We start from the raw sequence: 16,956 nt of genomic DNA on the forward strand, positions 1-16,956 counted from the left end.
AACCGTTGCGGCGCGCTGCCGGGCTCAGTCCTGTACACTGCACGACCTTGGCAGCCACTCTTTTCCCCGGCTGCGCTCCCGATCCTGGATTTTCCGGCCATGCAGAAAGAAACCGAAATCAAGCTCCGCGTCAGCCGCGAAACACTCGCCGCGCTGCGTGAGCACCCGCTACTGAAAAAACGCAACAAAAGTGGCTGGGAACGCCGTGAGTTGATGAACCAGTATTTCGACACCCCCGAGCGCGACCTGGCCCAGGCCAAGGTTGCCCTGCGCCTGCGCAAGGACGGTGACGACATTATCCAGACCCTCAAGACCCGTGGCCAAAGCGTCGCTGGCTTGTCGGAACGTAACGAATACAACTGGGAATTGCCCAAAGCCAAGCTCGACGTCAAGAAACTCGACGGCGAATGCTGGCCCGAGCAACTGGCCGAGCTGGACAAGAAAACCCTCAAGCCAATCTTCACCACCGACTTCGTGCGCGAACGCGCCGAAATCGCTTGGGGCCGCGGCAAAGCCAAGGTGGTGATCGAAGCCGCCCTGGACCTGGGCCATGTGGTGGCTGGCAAGCAGAAAGAAGAAATCTGCGAGCTGGAACTGGAACTGCGTGAAGGCGAACCGTCCGCCCTGCTGGAGCTGGCCGCTGAACTGGCTGAGACCCTGGCCCTGATGCCGTGTGACATCAGCAAGGCTGAGCGCGGCTACCGCCTGTACGACGCCAGCAGCTACTCACTGAGCCTACCGGCGCCCCAATTGCAGGCTGAAATGCCGCTGGACGACGCCTTCGCCGCGATCATGTGGCACCTGCTAGGCAGCAGCCAGCGCCTGGCCGAGCAATACCGCTTCAATGGCCACTGGCGCCTGTTGCAAGACTGGGTCGACAACCTCGGCGAACTGCGTGCCCTGCTTGGCAGCCTCGGCCAGGCCGCCCCGCGCCAATCCACCAGCGAACTGCGCAGCGCCCTCGACGCCCTGCTGGAAGACTGGCGCCCGCTGGTCCAGGCCGGTGATGACGACGAAGACATTCGCAAAGCCGCGCCGGAACAGTTCGCTGAAGAATTGACTGACGTACGCTGGGGCCTGTTCTCGCTGAACACCTCCCGCTGGTTGCTGAACCGCACCTGGACCACCGACCGCAACGTACGCGGCAACCGTCAGGGTGCTGCGCAAATCACCAACTGGCTGCCGCGCCTGCTGGCCGAAGATGCCGTCGCCCTGCAACTGCCGCGCTACCAGCAGCAACCGGAAGACCTCGCCGAGCAACTGCCGCGCATCGAACGCATCCAGGCCTGGCTGCACCATGCACGCCAGGTGGTGGACATCCCGGAGCTGGACCGCTTGTACGGCGAGCTGAACAAATTGGCACAACTGGCCAACCAGCCGATCACCGATGAATCGCTGGATGCGCGCATGCATCAGGCCATCGCGGTGTATCAGAACCGTGCCTGGAAAACCCTGCTGCGTCTGTAAATCGCCATCGGGGCCCCCTCCCACATTTGCAAATGCAATCAAATGTGGGAGGGGGCTTGCCCCCGATAAGGCCGGTACAGTCAACGCAATACTGGCAGGCTGGTGGTCGACTTGATCTCGGACAGTGCCACAATCGAGTTGACCTCCTGAATCCCCGGCACCATCGACAACTTCTCAAAGAAAAACCGCTCGTACGCCTCGATATCCGAGGTGACGATACGCAGCAGAAAATCCACCGCCCCCATCAGCACATAACACTCCAGCACTTCCGGAAAGCCGCGGATCGCCTCGGTAAACTCAGTGAAGTTGGATCGCCCGTGGGCGTTGAGTTTGACCTCGGCAAAAATCTGCGTATTGAGGCCGATTTTCTTGCGATCCAACAGGGTGACCTGGCCGCGGATCACCCCTTCCTCCTTGAGCCGCTGGATGCGCCGCCAGCAAGGTGACTGGGACAGCCCGACCTGTTCGGCGATCTGCGCGCTGGAGAGCGAAGCGTCCTCCTGCAGCAAGGCCAGGATGCGGCGATCATAGACGTCCAACTCGCTACGCATAAAACAACCTGCTTAGTGGCTTACATTGAATATAATTATTCGAGCATGCGTGAATATTGCCCATTTTAGATAAGAAATCTCCGTTGGCGAATGTAAAAATTTCTCCAGTCGAAACTGGAGAGCCAACATGCACGCCGTTGAAACCACCCATTCTGTTTGCCGCGTCGATGCCTGGGCCGTCGATAGTGCTCACTGCCAGGCGCATTATCAGATCGTCGCCGAGGCTGAGCCGGATGTGCTGTGCCGGGTACTCAACTATTTCGCGTTGCAGTTCCTGACTCCGCGCCAGGTCAATGTGAACCGGCAGGAAGACCTGCTGACCCTCGACATCGTGATGGATGGCCTGAGCTGGCACCGTGCCCAGGTGATTGGTGAAAAGATTCGAAACCTGATCAGCGTGTGCACCCTCGAGGTTTGGCCTGCCGATGCCGTGCGGCCCCAGGCGCTGGCGGCGGGAGCCCAGTAAAAACCTGCAATACACATCGGGAGGAGGAACGCTGGCGGCTGACTAGCCTGGGATCACGCCTCCCAGGAAACGCCTCATGCCCATTGATCATCGATTGGAATTGCACCCGTTGTTGCCGGCCCTGCTCGAAGAAGGGCTGATCACGCCCGACATGGCACGGCGCCTGGCGACGCTGCCGGCCAGCGACACCCAGCACCCACTGGAACACATCGCGGCCCTGGGCCCTTGCCTGGAAACCCTGACCCAATGGCTTGCCCGACACACCGGGCAAGCCTACCTGCGTATCGACCCCCTGAAAATCGACGTGGCAACCGTGGTGCCGCTGATGTCCCACGCCTTTGCCCAACGCCACGCCATCCTGGCGGTGGCCGTGGACGCGCAGAGCGTCACCATCGCCAGCGCCCAACCCCATGTCACCGCCTGGGAAGCCGGGCTGGCGCAGGTGCTCAAGCGCTCGATCAAGCGGGTGGTCGCCAATCCCCAGGATATCCAGCGTTGTATCGCGGAGTTCTACCGGCTGGCCAAGTCGGTCAGCGGCGCGGATCTCAAGATGGCAGCGCCGGGCCATTTCGACCTGCTCAACCTCGGCAGCGGCGACCAGGAGCCGGACGCCAACGACGCGCACATCGTCAACATTGTCGACTGGCTGCTGCAGTATGCGTTCGGCCAACGCGCCAGTGATATCCATGTCGAACCGTGCCGGGACCAGGGCCGGGTGCGCTTTCGCATCGATGGGTTGCTGCATGATGTCTATCAATTTCCGTCCCAGGTAACGGTGGCCGTGGTCAGCCGCCTGAAAAGCCTCGGACGGATGAACGTGGCGGAGAAACGCAAACCCCAGGACGGCCGGGTCAAGACCAAAAGCCCGGCGGGCGCCGAAGTGGAGTTGCGCCTGTCGACCTTGCCCACGGCGTTCGGCGAGAAACTGGTGATGCGGATTTTCGACCCCCAGGTGCTACTCAAGGACTTCGATCAGTTGGGCTTACCCACCGAAGACCAGCGGCGCTGGCACACCATGGTTCGCCAGACCAGTGGCATCATCCTGGTCACCGGCCCTACCGGCTCGGGCAAGACCAGCACCCTTTACACCACGCTCAAGCAACTGGCGACCCGCGAGGTCAACCTGTGCACGGTGGAAGACCCCATCGAGATGGTCGAGCCGGCGTTCAACCAGATGCAGGTGCAGTCCAATATCGACCTGACCTTCGCCAGCGGTATCCGTGCCCTGCTGCGCCAGGACCCGGACATCATCATGATCGGCGAGATTCGCGACAGGGAAACCGCCGAAATGGCGATTCAGGCTGCATTGACGGGGCACCTGGTACTGTCGACGCTGCACACCAACGATGCACCCAGCGCTATCAGCCGTTTACAGGAACTAGGAATTGCTCATTATTTGATCAAAGCTACGCTGATTGGAGTGATGGCGCAGCGCCTGGTGCGGCTGTTGTGCCCGCACTGCAAGCGTGTCGCGGGTGAGCGCCACGAAGCTGTGGGCTGCGCGCAGTGCCGAGACAGCGGTTACCGAGGCAGGGCCGGCGTGTACGAAATCATGGTCATGGACGAAACGCTCAAAGCGTTGATCACCCCCGGCGCCGATGTGCAGGCCTTGCGCCGGGCCGCGCTCAAACAAGGCATGTGCAGCCTGCGTATCGCCGGCCTGCGCAAGGTCAACGCCGGGCTGACCACACTGGCTGAAGTATTACGAGTAACGCCCGGGGATTCAGATACAAATCCTTTGCTTGTCGAACCGTGAAATCGTTCTTATCCGTGACAACACCGCTACAATCGGCCGAACGTCGTTTCACTGACACCAACAGATAGGGAATCGCTATGCAGATCGGAACCGTACTGCTTCTTTTCGTGGGTTTGGCTGTCGCCATTCTCTTCATGGGTTTCAAGGTCGTGCCACAAGGCTACCAGTGGACCGTGGAGCGTTTCGGACGCTACACCAACACGCTCAAGCCGGGCCTCAACATCATCATCCCGGTCATGGACCGTATCGGTCGCAAGATCAACGTGATGGAAAGCGTGCTGGATATCCCTCCCCAGGAAGTGATCACCGCCGACAACGCCACCGTGCAGATCGACGCCGTGTGCTTCTTCCAGGTGGTCAACACCGCCCAGGCGGCCTACGAGGTGAACAACCTCGAGCATGCTATCCGCAACCTGCTGCAAACCAATATCCGTACCGTCCTCGGCTCCATGGAGCTGGACGCCATGCTCAGCCAACGTGACGGCATCAACGAAAAACTGCTGCGCACGGTCGACGAAGCCACCGCGCCGTGGGGCATCAAGATCACCCGGATCGAGATCAAGGACATCAGCCCACCTGCGGACCTGATGGCCGCCATGTCCGGCCAGATGAAAGCCGAGCGGATCAAGCGTGCACAGATTCTGGAGGCCGAGGGCCTGCGGGCGTCGGCGATCCTGACCGCCGAAGGCAAGAAGCAGGCACAGATCCTTGAAGCCGAAGGTGGCCGCCAGGCTGCGTTCCTGGAATCCGAAGCCCGTGAGCGTCAGGCTGAAGCGGAGGCTCGTGCGACCCAGGTCGTTTCCGAAGCGATCGCCACCGGTAACGTGCAGGCCATCAACTACTTCGTCGCGCAAAAATACATCGACGCCCTGGGCAAGCTGGCTTCGGCCAATAACAGCAAAGTGATCCTGATGCCGCTGGAAGCCAGCCAGGTGATCGGTGCAGTCGGTGGTATCGGCGAGATCGTCAAGGCCACGTTCGATAACAAGAAAGGCTGAGGCGATCGACATGTGGGATTTCCTGCAGCATCTATCGTTCTGGGATTGGCTGGCGCTGGGCACTGTGTTGTTGATTCTTGAGGTGTTCGGCGCCGGGGGTTATCTGCTGTGGATGGGGATCGCCGCCGCCGCCGTGGGCGTGATCAAGTTCCTGGTACCGCCGCTCGGGCTGGAATGGCAACTGCTGCTGTTCGCCCTCCTGTCGATCCTGACGGCGGTGTATTGGTGGAAACGCCAACGCAGCAGCGCCAAGGCCAGCGACCAGCCGGGGCTGAACATGCGCGGCTCCGAGCTGATCGGCCGCACCTTCATAGTGCATCAGGCAATTGTCGATGGGCGCGGCAAGATAAAAGTCGGTGATGGCGTATGGATCGTGACCGGCCCGGATATGCCTGTAGGCGCTCAAGTACGGGTCGTTGGCCAGGATGGCGCGATTCTGAAAGTTGAAACTGTTTAGTCAGTGATGGAACTCGGCTGGGCTAACCACAATCATAATGTACAGATAACCCACCCGGAGTCACCCATCATGCGTCTCAAATATGCTGTCGCAACCCTCGCTGTGCTTTCCCTCCCCGTCGGCTCAGCCATGGCCGACAGTTTCTGGCGCAATGTCATCTCCTCGGGCGCCACTACCGGCTCGACTTACCTGACATTCAAGGACCATAAGTTGGTGGTTGCCGCCCAGGACGACGCCGGCAGCTTCGTTGCCAGCGACGGCGGCATCCGTGGCCCGTACCTGGAGGCTGCGATGCAGAAGGTCCGTGCCGATAACCCTGGCCTGAAAGCCACGGACATGGAACTGGCCAATGCCATCCTGGCGAAAAACGCCATCGCTTCCGAGTAATACTGCCCCATGAAAAATGCCGCTTTTGAAGCGGCATTTTTTTGCGCCGATATCCTACAGCCAGAGCTGGTAATTCATTAGCCAATGGCGCCGGCTTCGCCCATGAATGCCAGAGAAGTCCTGTTCACGCTAGATCCCCCTCCGCAACAAGCTATCGATCCCCTTTTACATCAAAGTGAATCGACGACCATGCAAAAGCTGTCCTTCGCCCTGTTACTCGCCGCGACCGCCAGCCCTGCCACCCAGGCGGAAGGCTGGTATGGTTCGGCAAAACTCAACAGCGCCCGCCAGGACCTTGCCAATGCTCTGCTGACCAGCCCCCGTGTCACCGCGCGGGTAGACGGCCCCAACAACGCCAAAACGTTCACCGGCTCCTTCGCGGCCGGTTACGCGCTCAGGGAAGGCTGGCGCCTGGAGGGCGAATACACCCTGCCTGGCAACTCGACGTTCAAGTCCTATTGGGCGCCTTTCAACGCCAACGTCAACAGCCTGCACACACGAAGCCAGCGTTTAATGCTCAATGGCTACAAAGACATTCCGATCACCCCCTGGCTGTCGTTTTACAGCATGGCCGGCGTGGGCGTGGCTCGGATTGACGCCAACGGTACCCAGGCCAACGACACCCGGCGCTTCGCCAGTCACCGCCAGTACAATCTCGCCTATAGCGTTGGCCTGGGACTGGACGCCAAGGTCAGTGACGAAACAACCCTGGGTGTGGGCTATCGCTATGTGGGCATGGGCAATGTTGAAACCGGCTACAACACCTTTGCCAACCGCATAAACGCACGGGATGAACAGCTCAAGGGCAAGCTCAAGGAGCAGAATCTGTTTCTTGAAACTCGAATGGCCTTCTGACCCTTATTGTCGAGATGCGGCCCACCGGGCGGATCTTTTTGCAACGGCTGACGATTCATTCACAGGCGACAGGCTATATTCAGTCGAGCCGTGCAACCATGCCGGTACTGATCCATTTTTTCTCATCGTCTATCTGAAACGGATGCCTTCGTCGTCATGAGCCAACAGCCCTTTCTGCCGTTTTCCAAACCCACCATCGATGAAGCCACCATCTCGGCGGTCGGCGATGTACTGCGCTCGGGCTGGATCACCAGCGGGCCGAAAGTGCAGGCATTCGAGGCACAGCTGTCGGAATACTTTGGCGGCCGCCCCGTGCGCACCTTCAACTCAGGCACCTGCACCATGGAGATCGCCTTGCGCATCGCCGGTATCGGGCCTGGCGATGAAGTCATCACCACACCGATCTCCTGGGTCGCCACGGCCAACGTGATTCTCGAAGTGGGCGCCACACCGGTGTTTGCCGACATTGACCCGGTGACCCGCAATATCGACCTGGCCCAGGTGGAAGCGGCCATCACCCCGCGTACCAAAGCGATCATCCCTGTGTACCTGGCGGGCTTGCCCGTGGACATGCCGCTGCTTTACGCGCTGGCCAACAAATACAACCTGCGCATCGTCGAAGACGCTGCCCAGGCCCTGGGTTCCAGCTGGGATGGCGAGCGCATTGGGGCCACGGGTGACTTTGTGTCCTTCAGCTTCCAGGCCAACAAGAACATCACCTCCTCCGAGGGGGGTTGCCTGGTGTTGAACAACGCCGAGGAAGCCCGCCTGGCGGAAAAGTATCGCTTGCAGGGAGTGACCCGAACCGGCTTCGACGGCCTGGACGTGGACGTGTTGGGCGGCAAGTTCAACATGACTGATATCGCTGCTGCCATCGGCCTGGGGCAATTTGCCCATATCGAGAAGATCACCGCCCATCGCCGGCACCTGGCACAGCACTACTTCAAGTGCTTCGGCAGTGACTTTGAAGAGAAGTACGGCGCGCAACTGCCGCCGCCGGACTTTGAAAACAGCAACTGGCACCTGTTCCAACTGGTGCTGCCGGAACGTCAGGACGGCCTGCCCGCCCGCGCCACCTTCATGGAGCAGATGCAAGCCCTTGGCGTCGGCATTGGCTATCACTACCCGCCGATCCACCTGTTGAGCCTGTATCGGGCACAGGGCTTCAAGGAAGGCATGTTCCCGGTGGCGGAGCGTGTTGGGCGTTTGATCGTGTCGTTGCCGATGTTCACGGCGATGACAGAGGCGGATGTGGAGCGGTCGGTAGCGGCAGTGAAGGCTGTGTTGAAACGCTGAATGCCTGTTGCAGGAGCCGGGTGACCGGCTCCTGCAGCGGAATCACTCGCCGATGGCGGCCTTGTAGGCAGCAGCATCGAACAGTTTGGCCAGGTCGGCATCAACGCTGCTTGGCTTGAGCTTGAAGATCCAGGCACCGTAAGGGTCGGAGTTCAGCAACTCAGGGCTGCCGCCCAGCTCTTCGTTAACCGCAATCACTTCGCCGGCAACTGGCGAGTAGATATCAGACGCCGCTTTAACCGACTCCACGACACCCGCCGTGTCACCCGCCGCAAACACTTTGCCAACCTCGGCCAACTCAACAAACACCACATCACCCAACGCTTCCTGGGCATGGTCGGAGATCCCGACGGTCACAGTACCGTCAGCTTCCAGACGCGCCCATTCGTGACTTTCGGCAAAACGCAGGTCGGCAGGGATATTGCTCATAGTCTGTGTCCTCAAGAAGAAATGTCAGCAGCCTTTGGCCTGCCGGAAAAGTTAGATCAAGGTTTTGCCATGGCGCACGAAGGTCGGTTTGACCACTCGAACCGGGTACCACTTGCCGCGGATTTCCACTTCGGCCCGATCGGCAGTCGCCATCGGTACGCGCGCCAGGGCAATGGATTTGCTCAGCGTAGGAGAGAAACTACCACTGGTGATCTCTCCTTCCCCAACATTGGCGATACGAACCACTTGGTGAGCGCGTAAAACCCCACGCTCTTCCAGCACCAAGCCGACCAATTTGGTCTGCACACCGGCCCCCAGTTCGGCTTCCAGCGCGGCGCGGCCGATGAAACGGCGCTCGGCCGGCTCCCACGCAATGCTCCAGGCCATGTTGGCCGCCAGGGGCGAAACGTCCTGGTGGATATCCTGCCCATACAGGTTCATGCCCGCTTCCAGGCGCAAGGTATCGCGGGCGCCCAGGCCGATAGGAGAAATACCGGCGCCCACCAGATCGTTGAAAAAACCCGGCGCCTGGTCGGCAGGCAGGACAATCTCCAGGCCGTCTTCGCCGGTGTAGCCGGTACGGGCGATAAACCAATCACCGTCGGCCTGGCCTTCGAAGGGCTTGAGCTGATGAATCAGGGTGCCGCGGGACTGGGTAACCAGCTCGGCAATCTTCTGCCGGGCATGGGGGCCTTGAATCGCGAGCATGGCCAATTCGGGCCGCTCGAGCAATTGCGCCTGGTAGGTGCCCAACTGAGCCTGCATCCAGGCCATATCCTGATCGCGGGTAGCGGCATTGACCACCAGCCGATAACCGGTTTCGGTGCGGTAGACGATCATGTCGTCCACCACCCCACCCTGCTCGTTGAGCATGGCGCTGTACAACGCACGGCCGCAGCCCTGCAGACGATCGACATCATTGGCCAGCAGGTGCTGGAGCCATTCCTTGGCCTCGGGGCCTGTGACATCGATCACGGTCATATGAGATACATCGAACACCCCGCAGTCGCGCCGCACCTGATGGTGCTCTTCAACTTGCGAGCCGTAGTGCAGAGGCATATCCCAACCGCCAAAATCGACCATTTTCGCGCCTAGGGCGAGATGCAGGTCATACAGAGGCGTACGCTGTCCCATGGGTTTCTCCTTCCGGGCTTGGCGAAGGTGCGTAAGGTTGCCGTTCGCGCTGCAAACCTTGAATTACAAGGCCTGCAGCCACGTACAGCGACCCGACCCGAAAGACGGACCGCACCGAATGCCGCGCATTGTAGCCGCAAGCTGTAGGACTGGCACCTAGCCGATTTGTCGGGCGGAGCGACGGATCAGCCCGATCACCGGCAGCAAGCCCACCAACACCAGGGTCAGCGCCGGCAAGGAAGCCCGCGCCCACTCCCCTTCGCTGGTCATTTCAAAAATCCGCACCGCCAGGGTGTCCCAGCCAAACGGGCGCATCAGCAGGGTGGCGGGCATTTCCTTGAGCACGTCGACGAACACCAGCAAAGCAGCGCTCAGGGTCCCGGGCAGCAGCAACGGCAGATACACCTTGCAAAACAGTCGTGGGCCGCTCACCCCAAGACTGCGCGCCGCCTCCGGCAACGATGGACGGATTCGTGCCAGGCTGTTTTCCAGCGGCCCGTAGGCCACCGCGAGGAAGCGCACCAAGTACGCCAGCAGCAGTGCCGACAGGCTGCCGAGCAACAACGGCTTGCCCGCACCGCCGAGCCAGCCCGACAGCGGCACCACCAACTCACGGTCCAGGTAGCTGAATGCCAACATCATCGACACCGCCAGCACCGAGCCCGGCAAGGCATAACCGACATTCGCCAGGCTGATGCCGGAGCGAATTGCCCTGGTCGGCGCCAGGCGATTGGCGAACGCCAGAATCAACGCCACGCTGACCGTGATCAGCGCGGCGGTACCACCCAGGTACAGCGTGTGGACGATCAGGCCGGTATAGCGTTCATCCAGGTCGAACCGACCGCGCTGCCAGAACCAGGCAACCAGTTGCAGCACCGGAATGACAAACGCACAGGCGAACACCAATCCACACCAGGCACTGGCCGCCGCCGCCTTGAACCCGCGCAGGTGGTACAGCGCCTTACCGCGCGGTCGTTCATTGCTCGGTCGGCTGGCGCCCCGGGCTCGCCGTTCGCCGTACAGCACCAGCATCACCACCAACAGCAACAGGCTGGCCAGTTGGGCCGCGCTGGAGAGGCTGAAAAAGCCGTACCAGGTCTTGTAGATGGCGGTGGTGAAGGTATCGAAGTTGAACACCGAGACCGCACCGAAATCCGCCAGGGTTTCCATCAATGCCAGCGCCACGCCGGCGCCAATCGCCGGGCGCGCCATGGGCAAGGCCACGCGCCAGAACGCCTGCCATGGCGATTGCCCAAGCATGCGCGCGGCTTCCATCAGGCCCTTGCCCTGAGCCAGGAAGGCGGTGCGCGCCAGCAGATAGACGTAGGGATAGAACACCAGCACCAAAACAATGACCACGCCGCCCGTGGAGCGCACGCGCGGCCAGCGTAGCCCCGTGCCGAACCAGTCGCGCAGCAGGGTCTGCACCGGGCCGGAGAAGTCCAGCAAGCCGACAAATACGAACGCCAGCACATACGCAGGAATCGCGAAGGGCAACATCAGCGCCCAGTCCAGCCAGCGCCGCCCGGGAAACTCGCAGAGGCTGGTCAGCCAGGCCAGGCTTACGCCCAACAGGGTCACGCCAATACCGACGCCCAGCACCAGGATCAGGGTATTGCCCAGCAAGCGCGGCATCTGGGTTTCCCAGAGGTGGGACCAGATCTGCCCATCGATGCTTTGCCAGGACAGCAACAGCACGCTCAGCGGCAGCAGCACCAGCGCGGCGACGATAAAGACCGGCGCGTACCAGCGACGTTGGGCGGGGTGGACCAAGAGCAAATTCCCAGGGAAGAGTATCTAAAGGCAGACACAAAAGGGGCGGCGTTTACCCATTCAGTTCCAGCCAGCGCGATCCATCAGGCGAATGGCCTCGGCCTGGCGCTTGCCCGCGACTTCCACCGGCAAGGTATCGGCCACGAACTTGCCCCAGGTCGCGACTTCGGCAGACGGTGGCACCGCCGGGTTGGCCGGGAATTCCTGGTTCACGTCGGCGAAGATCTTCTGCGCCTCAGGTGTGGTCATCCATTCCACCAAGGCCTTGGCGGCTTCCGGGTGCGGCGCATGCTTGGTCAGGCCGATACCGGACAGGTTCACATGCACGCCACGGTCGCCCTGGTTGGGCCAGAACAACTTCACCGCCAGGTCCGGCTTCTGCTTATGCAGGCGGCCGAAGTAGTACGTGTTGACGATACCCACGTCGCACTGCCCGGCGTTGATCGCTTCGAGCACGGCGATGTCATCGGAGAACACGTCGGTGGACAGGTTGTTGACCCAGCCCTTGACGATTTCTTCGGTCTTGGCCGCGCCATGGGTTTCGATCAGGGTGGCGGTCAGCGACTGGTTGTAGACTTTTTTCGCCGTGCGCAGGCACAGGCGGCCTTCCCATTGTTTGTCGGCCAGGGCTTCGTAAGTCGTCAGGTCGCCGGGTTTGACCCGGTCGGTGGAGTAGGCGATGGTCCGCGCGCGCAAGCTCAAGCCGGTCCAGGCATGGGCCGACGAGCGATATTGAAGAGGGATGTTCTTGTCGATCACTGGGGAGGTGAACGGTTGCAGGATGCCCATTTGCTCAGCCTGCCAGAGGTTGCCGGCGTCGACGGTGAGCAGCAGGTCGGCAGTGGCGTTTTCGCCCTCGGCCTTGATGCGCTGCATCAACGGGGCTTCCTTATCGGTGATGAACTTCACCTGCACGCCGGTCTTTTGGGTGTAGGCGTCGAATACCGGCTTGATCAGTTCGTCGATGCGCGAGGAGTAGACCACGACTTCGTCGGCCGCCTGCACGGTGGTGCTGCCGATAAGGGTTAGGGCCAGGGCAGTCAGGAGGCGCTTGGGTGCCAACATGGGTGCGGTCTCTCATATGCAAATTGAAAGCAAATGATAGGGACTCACATTTGGCAGCTCAATCAAACACTCAGCGGAGGCGTTACCAGATGTTGCACGGCGCCTTCAGGGCCGTGCCAACTCTGGTAGATCCCCAGTCAGGCCAAGGGCCTGACGCACGAATACCGCCTTGGCTTCCGGCATTTGATCAACCATTTTCAACCCGGCATTACGCAACCAGCGCAACGGCAGTTGATCGGCCTGGAACAAGCGCTCGAAGCCTTCCATCGCCGCCATCAACGCCAGGTTGTGCGGCATGCGCCGACGCTCGTAACGGCTCAGCACTTTCACATCCGCCAGGCGTTCGCCACGTTCAGTCGCCGACAACAGCACCTCGGCCAGGACCGCCGCGTCGAGGAAGCCCAGGTTCACGCCCTGCCCGGCCAACGGGTGGATGACGTGTGCGGCGTCGCCGATCAACGCCAGGCCTTCGGCCACATAGCGCTTGGCATGGCGTTGGCGCAATGGCACACAGACACGCGGATCAGCGCTGAGCACCGTGCCGAGTCGGCCTTCAAAGGCGCGTTCCAGCTCACGGCAAAAGCTTTCATCCTCAAGTGCCATCAGGCGTGCGGATTCAGCCGGCGTGGTCGACCAGACGATCGAGCACCAGTCTTCCTGACCATCGCGCACCAATGGCAAGAAGGCCAGCGGACCGGTATCGGTAAAGCGCTGCCAGGCGGTGCGCTGGTGCGGCTGGCTGCTGCGCACGCTGGTGACAATCGCGTTATGCAGGTAATCCCACTCGCGGGTCGCGGTGCCAGTCAGGCGGCGTACGGCGGAATTGGCGCCATCGGCGGCCACCACCAGCGGCGCGCGCAATTTGCGGCCATCGGCCAGGGTCAGCAGCCAGTCATCGCCGGAGCGGCGCATTTGCTCCAGGCGTGCATTGGCCAGCAGGCCGAGGTCACAGTCATGCAGGCGATCAAGCAGGGCATCCTGGACCACACGGTTTTCGACGATATGCCCGAGCACTTCGGCATGCACGCTGGCCGCCGAAAAGTGGACCTGCCCGGTGCCGCTGCCGTCCCACACCTGCATCTCTGCGTAAGGGCTGGCGCGGCGGTCGACGATGCCGTCCCACACGCCCAGGCGCTCGAGGATGCGCTGGCTGGCGGCCGACAAGGCGCTGACCCGCGGCTCGAAGGCGGCGTCACGTTCGAACGGCTTGACGCTCAACGGGCTGCCGTCCAGCAGCAGCACCTGCAGGCCACTGCCCTGCAACGCCAGCGCCAGGGCGCTTCCGACCATTCCGGCCCCGACAATCAGCACATCTGCGCGCATGTCCATGCTTTAAGCCTGTCTCGCTGGCGGCTTGCGCCGCACGTAAAGGGTTTTGTCGACTCGCGCCACCAGGGTGCCGGAGCCGTCATGAATCTGGACCTTGAGGCGGGGCAAATACTTCTCGCCGCCTGCGGTCTGTCGACGCACCTCATCCAGCAAGGCGTCGTCGATGGAAAACTCGGCATACACCGGGCCTTTGCCCGGCGAGACGAAGTCGATGCTGGCCGCCTTGTCCCACACAATGTAGTCGCGGCCCAGGTTCTCCATCAGCATCAGCATGTAGAACGGGTCGACCATCGAATAGAGGCTGCCGCCGAACTGCGTACCCACGTAGTTACGGTTGTACCACCCCAGGCCCATGCGCACTTTGACGTGGCGAAAATCGGCGCTCATGTGCTGCACGCTGATCCCCGCACCCAGATACGGCGGGTAAAGGGTCATGACCCAACGCAATAAACGCGCTTTACCCAGGCGAGCGACCAGCCACTTACGCATCGGGACGCGTACCCAGGCCCATGGCCTGCCGGGCGAACCAGCGTTTGGCCGGTGGCAGCAGGTCCAGGCCCAGCAAGCCCATGTTGCGGCCCAGGGCGACCAGCGGTTGGGCACTGCCGAACAGGCGCGTGACCTGGTCGGAGAAGCCCACGGTCAGCTTCTGATCCAGCCGCTGACGCTCGCGATAGGCCTGCAAGGTGGCCAGGTCGCCCGGCACCGTCGGCCCGGCCAACAGGGCCTCGGCCAAGGCATTGGCATCACGCAGGGACAGGTTGAAACCCTGCCCGGCAATCGGATGCAGACTGTGGGCGGCATTGCCGAGGATCGCCAGGTGGGAGCGGACTTGTTCTTCGGCTTCCACCAGGGTCAGCGGGTACAGGTGACGAGCCCCCACTTGCTTCAGGGTGCCCAGGCGGTAACCAAACACGCCCTGCAACTCACTCAAGAAACTGCGTTCATCCAGGCTGGCCAAGCGCTGGGCGTCCATGCCGATGCGGGTCCACACCAGCGCGCAACGGTTGTCCGGCAGCGGCAGCAAGGCCATCGGCCCCTCATCGGTAAAGCGCTCGAAGGCTTCGCCGTTGTGGGCTTCGCTCGGGGTGATATTGGCGATCAGCGCGCTCTGGTTGTAGGGGCGGGTTTTCACGCCGATGCCCAGTTGCTCACGCAAACCGGAGCGGCCACCATCCGCGAGCACCGCGAGGTCGCATTCCAGTACGGTTTCATCGTTGAGGGTCAGGCGGTAGCCATCCGGCAGCGGTTCCATGCGCGTGACTTCCGCCGGGCAGCGCCAACTGACCACCTCTTTATCCAAGCCTTGCCACAGGCACTGGCCGAGCCAGGCGTTTTCCACCACATAGCCAAGGGCAGGAACGCCCTCCTCCATGGCGGATAACCGCGCGGTGGAGAAACGCCCGCGGTCCGACACATGAATCTGCTTGATCGGTTCTGCGCGGCGGGAGATGTGCTGCCAGAGCCCCAGGCGCTGGTAAATCTGCCGAGCGCCAAACGACAGCGCCGAGGAGCGTGCATCGTAGCTAGGCTGGTAGCTGTCACCCGGTGCAAAGGGTTCGATCAGCACGATCTTCCAGCCTCGGGCCTTTGCCCCCGCTTGCAATGCCAGCGCCAGGCTGGCGCCCACCAGGCCGCCACCGATGATCGCCAGGTTGACCCGGCTCATCGGGCAGCCGCCATCAGGGCTTCAATGTCGGCGACGGTCTTGGGCACGCCGACGGTCAGGATTTCACAGCCTTGCTTGGTCACTACCACGTCGTCCTCGATGCGCACGCCAATGCCACGCCATTTCTTTGCCACATTCTGGTTGTCCGGCGATATGTAGATCCCCGGTTCCACGGTCAATGCCATGCCGACCTCCAGCACACGCCATTCACCGCCCACTTTGTACTCGCCCACATCGTGCACATCCATGCCCAGCCAGTGGCCGGCTCGGTGCATGTAGAAAGCCCGGTAGGCTTCGCTGGCAATCAACTCGTCCACATCACCCTGCAGCAAGCCCAGTTTGACCAGCCCGGCGGTGATGACCTGCACGGTTGCCTCGTGGGCCTGGTTCCAATGCTTGTTCGGCGCTATCTCGGCAAAGGCGGCTTCCTGGGAGGCCAGCACGATTTCATAGATCGCCTTCTGCTCCGGCGAGAACTTGCCATTGACCGGCCAGGTGCGGGTGATGTCGCTGGCGTAGCAGTCGATCTCGCAACCGGCATCGATCAGCACCAGGTCGCCGTCCTTGAGCACGGCGTCATTCTGCTGGTAATGCAGGATGCAGCTGTTGCGCCCGGCGGCGACGATGGAGCCATAGGCCGGCATTTTCGCGCCGCCCTTGCGGAACTCGTAATCCAGTTCGGCTTCCAGGCTGAACTCATGCAAACCGGCGCGGCTGGCCTGCATCGCCTTCACATGGGCCGCGCAGGAAATTCGCGCAGCCTCGCGCATCACCTTCACTTCCGCCGCCGATTTATACAGGCGCATGTCGTGGAGCAAATGATCCAGGGCAACGAATTCGTTCGGGGGCTGGGCACCGAGGTGCGCTTTAGAGCGGATGACGTTGATCCACTCCATCAGGTGCCGATCGAATTCAGCGTTGCTGCCCATGGCCGAATACACCCGGTCGCGACCTTCGATCAAGCCGGGCAGGATGTCGTCGATATCGGTGATGGGGAAGGCATCGTCGGCGCCAAAATCGCGGATCGCGCCCTCGGTACCGGCGCGCAGGCCGTCCCACAGTTCGCGTTCGGCATTGCGCTCGCGGCAGAACAGTACGTACTCGCCGTGCTGGCGACCGGGCATCAGCACGATCACCGCCTGGGGCTCGGGGAAACCGCTCAGGTACTGGAAGTCGCTGTCCTGGCGATAGACGTGCTCGACATCACGGTTACGGATCGCCACGGCGGCGGCCGGAAGGATCGCGATGCTGTTGGGTTCCATCTGCGCCATGAGCGCCTTGCGGCGCCGGGTGTATTCCGCTTTGGGGATATGGATCATGGGCA

At 61.7% G+C, this 16,956-nt stretch carries 17 protein-coding genes; 8 read left to right on the forward strand and 9 right to left on the reverse strand.

Annotation, left to right across the window (positions count from 1 at the left end; genetic code table 11):
* The first annotated feature begins 99 nt into the window (after positions 1–99).
* Positions 100–1,467 carry a CYTH domain-containing protein gene (locus tag P2T68_RS34650; protein WP_277378876.1) on the forward strand — a complete coding sequence of 456 codons (1,368 nt, stop codon included), beginning with the start codon at positions 100–102 and terminating at the stop codon, positions 1,465–1,467.
* A gap of 80 nt (positions 1,468–1,547) precedes the next feature.
* Here P2T68_RS34650 and P2T68_RS34655 read toward each other — a convergent pair whose 3' ends face one another.
* Entirely contained in the window at positions 1,548–2,018 is a 471-nt protein-coding gene (locus P2T68_RS34655; protein ID WP_024077988.1) for an Lrp/AsnC family transcriptional regulator, read from the reverse strand.
* A gap of 127 nt (positions 2,019–2,145) precedes the next feature.
* Here P2T68_RS34655 and P2T68_RS34660 point away from each other — a divergent pair, with 127 nt between their 5' ends.
* From P2T68_RS34660 to P2T68_RS34690, 7 genes are all read left to right on the forward strand, one after another.
* Complete coding sequence (locus tag P2T68_RS34660; RefSeq protein ID WP_024077989.1) at positions 2,146–2,484, forward strand: hypothetical protein; 339 nt, start codon at positions 2,146–2,148, stop codon at positions 2,482–2,484.
* 76 nt (positions 2,485–2,560) lie between these two features.
* Positions 2,561–4,240: a GspE/PulE family protein gene (locus tag P2T68_RS34665; protein ID WP_277378877.1), complete on the forward strand. Its 1,680-nt coding sequence runs from the start codon at positions 2,561–2,563 to the stop codon at positions 4,238–4,240.
* 77 nt (positions 4,241–4,317) lie between these two features.
* Positions 4,318–5,238 carry an SPFH domain-containing protein gene (locus P2T68_RS34670; RefSeq protein ID WP_024077991.1) on the forward strand — a complete coding sequence of 307 codons (921 nt, stop codon included), beginning with the start codon at positions 4,318–4,320 and terminating at the stop codon, positions 5,236–5,238.
* 10 nt (positions 5,239–5,248) lie between these two features.
* Positions 5,249–5,695: an NfeD family protein gene (locus P2T68_RS34675; protein ID WP_024077992.1), complete on the forward strand. Its 447-nt coding sequence runs from the start codon at positions 5,249–5,251 to the stop codon at positions 5,693–5,695.
* Between the two features lie 69 nt (positions 5,696–5,764).
* On the forward strand, positions 5,765–6,082 hold the full coding sequence (locus tag P2T68_RS34680) for a DUF2388 domain-containing protein (protein WP_041161049.1): 318 nt from the start codon (positions 5,765–5,767) through the stop codon (positions 6,080–6,082).
* A 189-nt stretch (positions 6,083–6,271) separates the two neighbouring features.
* Complete coding sequence (locus tag P2T68_RS34685) at positions 6,272–6,937, forward strand: outer membrane beta-barrel protein (RefSeq protein WP_277378878.1); 666 nt, start codon at positions 6,272–6,274, stop codon at positions 6,935–6,937.
* A 156-nt stretch (positions 6,938–7,093) separates the two neighbouring features.
* Positions 7,094–8,233 carry a DegT/DnrJ/EryC1/StrS aminotransferase family protein gene (locus P2T68_RS34690; protein WP_069077242.1) on the forward strand — a complete coding sequence of 380 codons (1,140 nt, stop codon included), beginning with the start codon at positions 7,094–7,096 and terminating at the stop codon, positions 8,231–8,233.
* Positions 8,234–8,275: 42 nt separating this feature from the next.
* Here P2T68_RS34690 and gcvH read toward each other — a convergent pair whose 3' ends face one another.
* From gcvH to pepP, 8 genes are all read right to left on the reverse strand, one after another.
* Positions 8,276–8,662 carry a glycine cleavage system protein GcvH gene (gene gcvH / locus P2T68_RS34695; RefSeq protein WP_024077996.1) on the reverse strand — a complete coding sequence of 129 codons (387 nt, stop codon included), beginning with the start codon at positions 8,660–8,662 and terminating at the stop codon, positions 8,276–8,278.
* A 51-nt stretch (positions 8,663–8,713) separates the two neighbouring features.
* Positions 8,714–9,796, reverse strand: coding sequence for a glycine cleavage system aminomethyltransferase GcvT (gcvT, locus tag P2T68_RS34700; RefSeq protein ID WP_024077997.1), 1,083 nt, complete (start codon positions 9,794–9,796; stop codon positions 8,714–8,716).
* Between the two features lie 156 nt (positions 9,797–9,952).
* Positions 9,953–11,569, reverse strand: a complete 1,617-nt coding sequence (locus P2T68_RS34705; protein ID WP_150095295.1) for an iron ABC transporter permease — start codon at positions 11,567–11,569, stop codon at positions 9,953–9,955.
* Positions 11,570–11,629: 60 nt separating this feature from the next.
* Complete coding sequence (locus P2T68_RS34710; RefSeq protein ID WP_024077999.1) at positions 11,630–12,634, reverse strand: extracellular solute-binding protein; 1,005 nt, start codon at positions 12,632–12,634, stop codon at positions 11,630–11,632.
* A gap of 105 nt (positions 12,635–12,739) precedes the next feature.
* Positions 12,740–13,957, reverse strand: a complete 1,218-nt coding sequence (locus P2T68_RS34715; protein ID WP_168233073.1) for a 2-octaprenyl-3-methyl-6-methoxy-1,4-benzoquinol hydroxylase — start codon at positions 13,955–13,957, stop codon at positions 12,740–12,742.
* A 9-nt stretch (positions 13,958–13,966) separates the two neighbouring features.
* Positions 13,967–14,452: a DUF4442 domain-containing protein gene (locus tag P2T68_RS34720; protein WP_024078001.1), complete on the reverse strand. Its 486-nt coding sequence runs from the start codon at positions 14,450–14,452 to the stop codon at positions 13,967–13,969.
* Positions 14,445–15,632 (reverse strand): 2-octaprenyl-6-methoxyphenyl hydroxylase, encoded by a 1,188-nt coding sequence (gene ubiH / locus P2T68_RS34725; protein ID WP_024078002.1) that lies wholly within the window; start codon positions 15,630–15,632, stop codon positions 14,445–14,447. The genes P2T68_RS34720 and ubiH overlap by 8 nt, the downstream gene beginning before the upstream one ends.
* Positions 15,629–16,951: a Xaa-Pro aminopeptidase gene (gene pepP, locus P2T68_RS34730; RefSeq protein ID WP_024078003.1), complete on the reverse strand. Its 1,323-nt coding sequence runs from the start codon at positions 16,949–16,951 to the stop codon at positions 15,629–15,631. The genes ubiH and pepP overlap by 4 nt, the downstream gene beginning before the upstream one ends.
* Positions 16,952–16,956: the final 5 nt, after the last annotated feature.

Origin of the sequence: Pseudomonas sp. G11 (assembly GCF_029457515.1) — a bacterium.
Lineage (GTDB): Bacteria > Pseudomonadota > Gammaproteobacteria > Pseudomonadales > Pseudomonadaceae > Aquipseudomonas > Aquipseudomonas gorinensis.

Coding starts and splice junctions, on each gene's coding strand:
- ubiH (WP_024078002.1), bottom strand. CDS start 15,632: ATGAGCCGGGTCAACCTGGCGATCATCGGTGGCGGCCTGGTGGGCGCC.
- P2T68_RS34720 (WP_024078001.1), bottom strand. CDS start 14,452: ATGCGTAAGTGGCTGGTCGCTCGCCTGGGTAAAGCGCGTTTATTGCGT.
- P2T68_RS34670 (WP_024077991.1), top strand. CDS start 4,318: ATGCAGATCGGAACCGTACTGCTTCTTTTCGTGGGTTTGGCTGTCGCC.
- gcvT (WP_024077997.1), bottom strand. CDS start 9,796: ATGGGACAGCGTACGCCTCTGTATGACCTGCATCTCGCCCTAGGCGCG.
- P2T68_RS34665 (WP_277378877.1), top strand. CDS start 2,561: ATGCCCATTGATCATCGATTGGAATTGCACCCGTTGTTGCCGGCCCTG.
- P2T68_RS34680 (WP_041161049.1), top strand. CDS start 5,765: ATGCGTCTCAAATATGCTGTCGCAACCCTCGCTGTGCTTTCCCTCCCC.
- P2T68_RS34685 (WP_277378878.1), top strand. CDS start 6,272: ATGCAAAAGCTGTCCTTCGCCCTGTTACTCGCCGCGACCGCCAGCCCT.
- P2T68_RS34710 (WP_024077999.1), bottom strand. CDS start 12,634: ATGTTGGCACCCAAGCGCCTCCTGACTGCCCTGGCCCTAACCCTTATC.
- P2T68_RS34655 (WP_024077988.1), bottom strand. CDS start 2,018: ATGCGTAGCGAGTTGGACGTCTATGATCGCCGCATCCTGGCCTTGCTG.
- P2T68_RS34715 (WP_168233073.1), bottom strand. CDS start 13,957: ATGCGCGCAGATGTGCTGATTGTCGGGGCCGGAATGGTCGGAAGCGCC.
- gcvH (WP_024077996.1), bottom strand. CDS start 8,662: ATGAGCAATATCCCTGCCGACCTGCGTTTTGCCGAAAGTCACGAATGG.
- P2T68_RS34660 (WP_024077989.1), top strand. CDS start 2,146: ATGCACGCCGTTGAAACCACCCATTCTGTTTGCCGCGTCGATGCCTGG.
- P2T68_RS34690 (WP_069077242.1), top strand. CDS start 7,094: ATGAGCCAACAGCCCTTTCTGCCGTTTTCCAAACCCACCATCGATGAA.
- P2T68_RS34650 (WP_277378876.1), top strand. CDS start 100: ATGCAGAAAGAAACCGAAATCAAGCTCCGCGTCAGCCGCGAAACACTC.
- pepP (WP_024078003.1), bottom strand. CDS start 16,951: ATGATCCATATCCCCAAAGCGGAATACACCCGGCGCCGCAAGGCGCTC.
- P2T68_RS34675 (WP_024077992.1), top strand. CDS start 5,249: ATGTGGGATTTCCTGCAGCATCTATCGTTCTGGGATTGGCTGGCGCTG.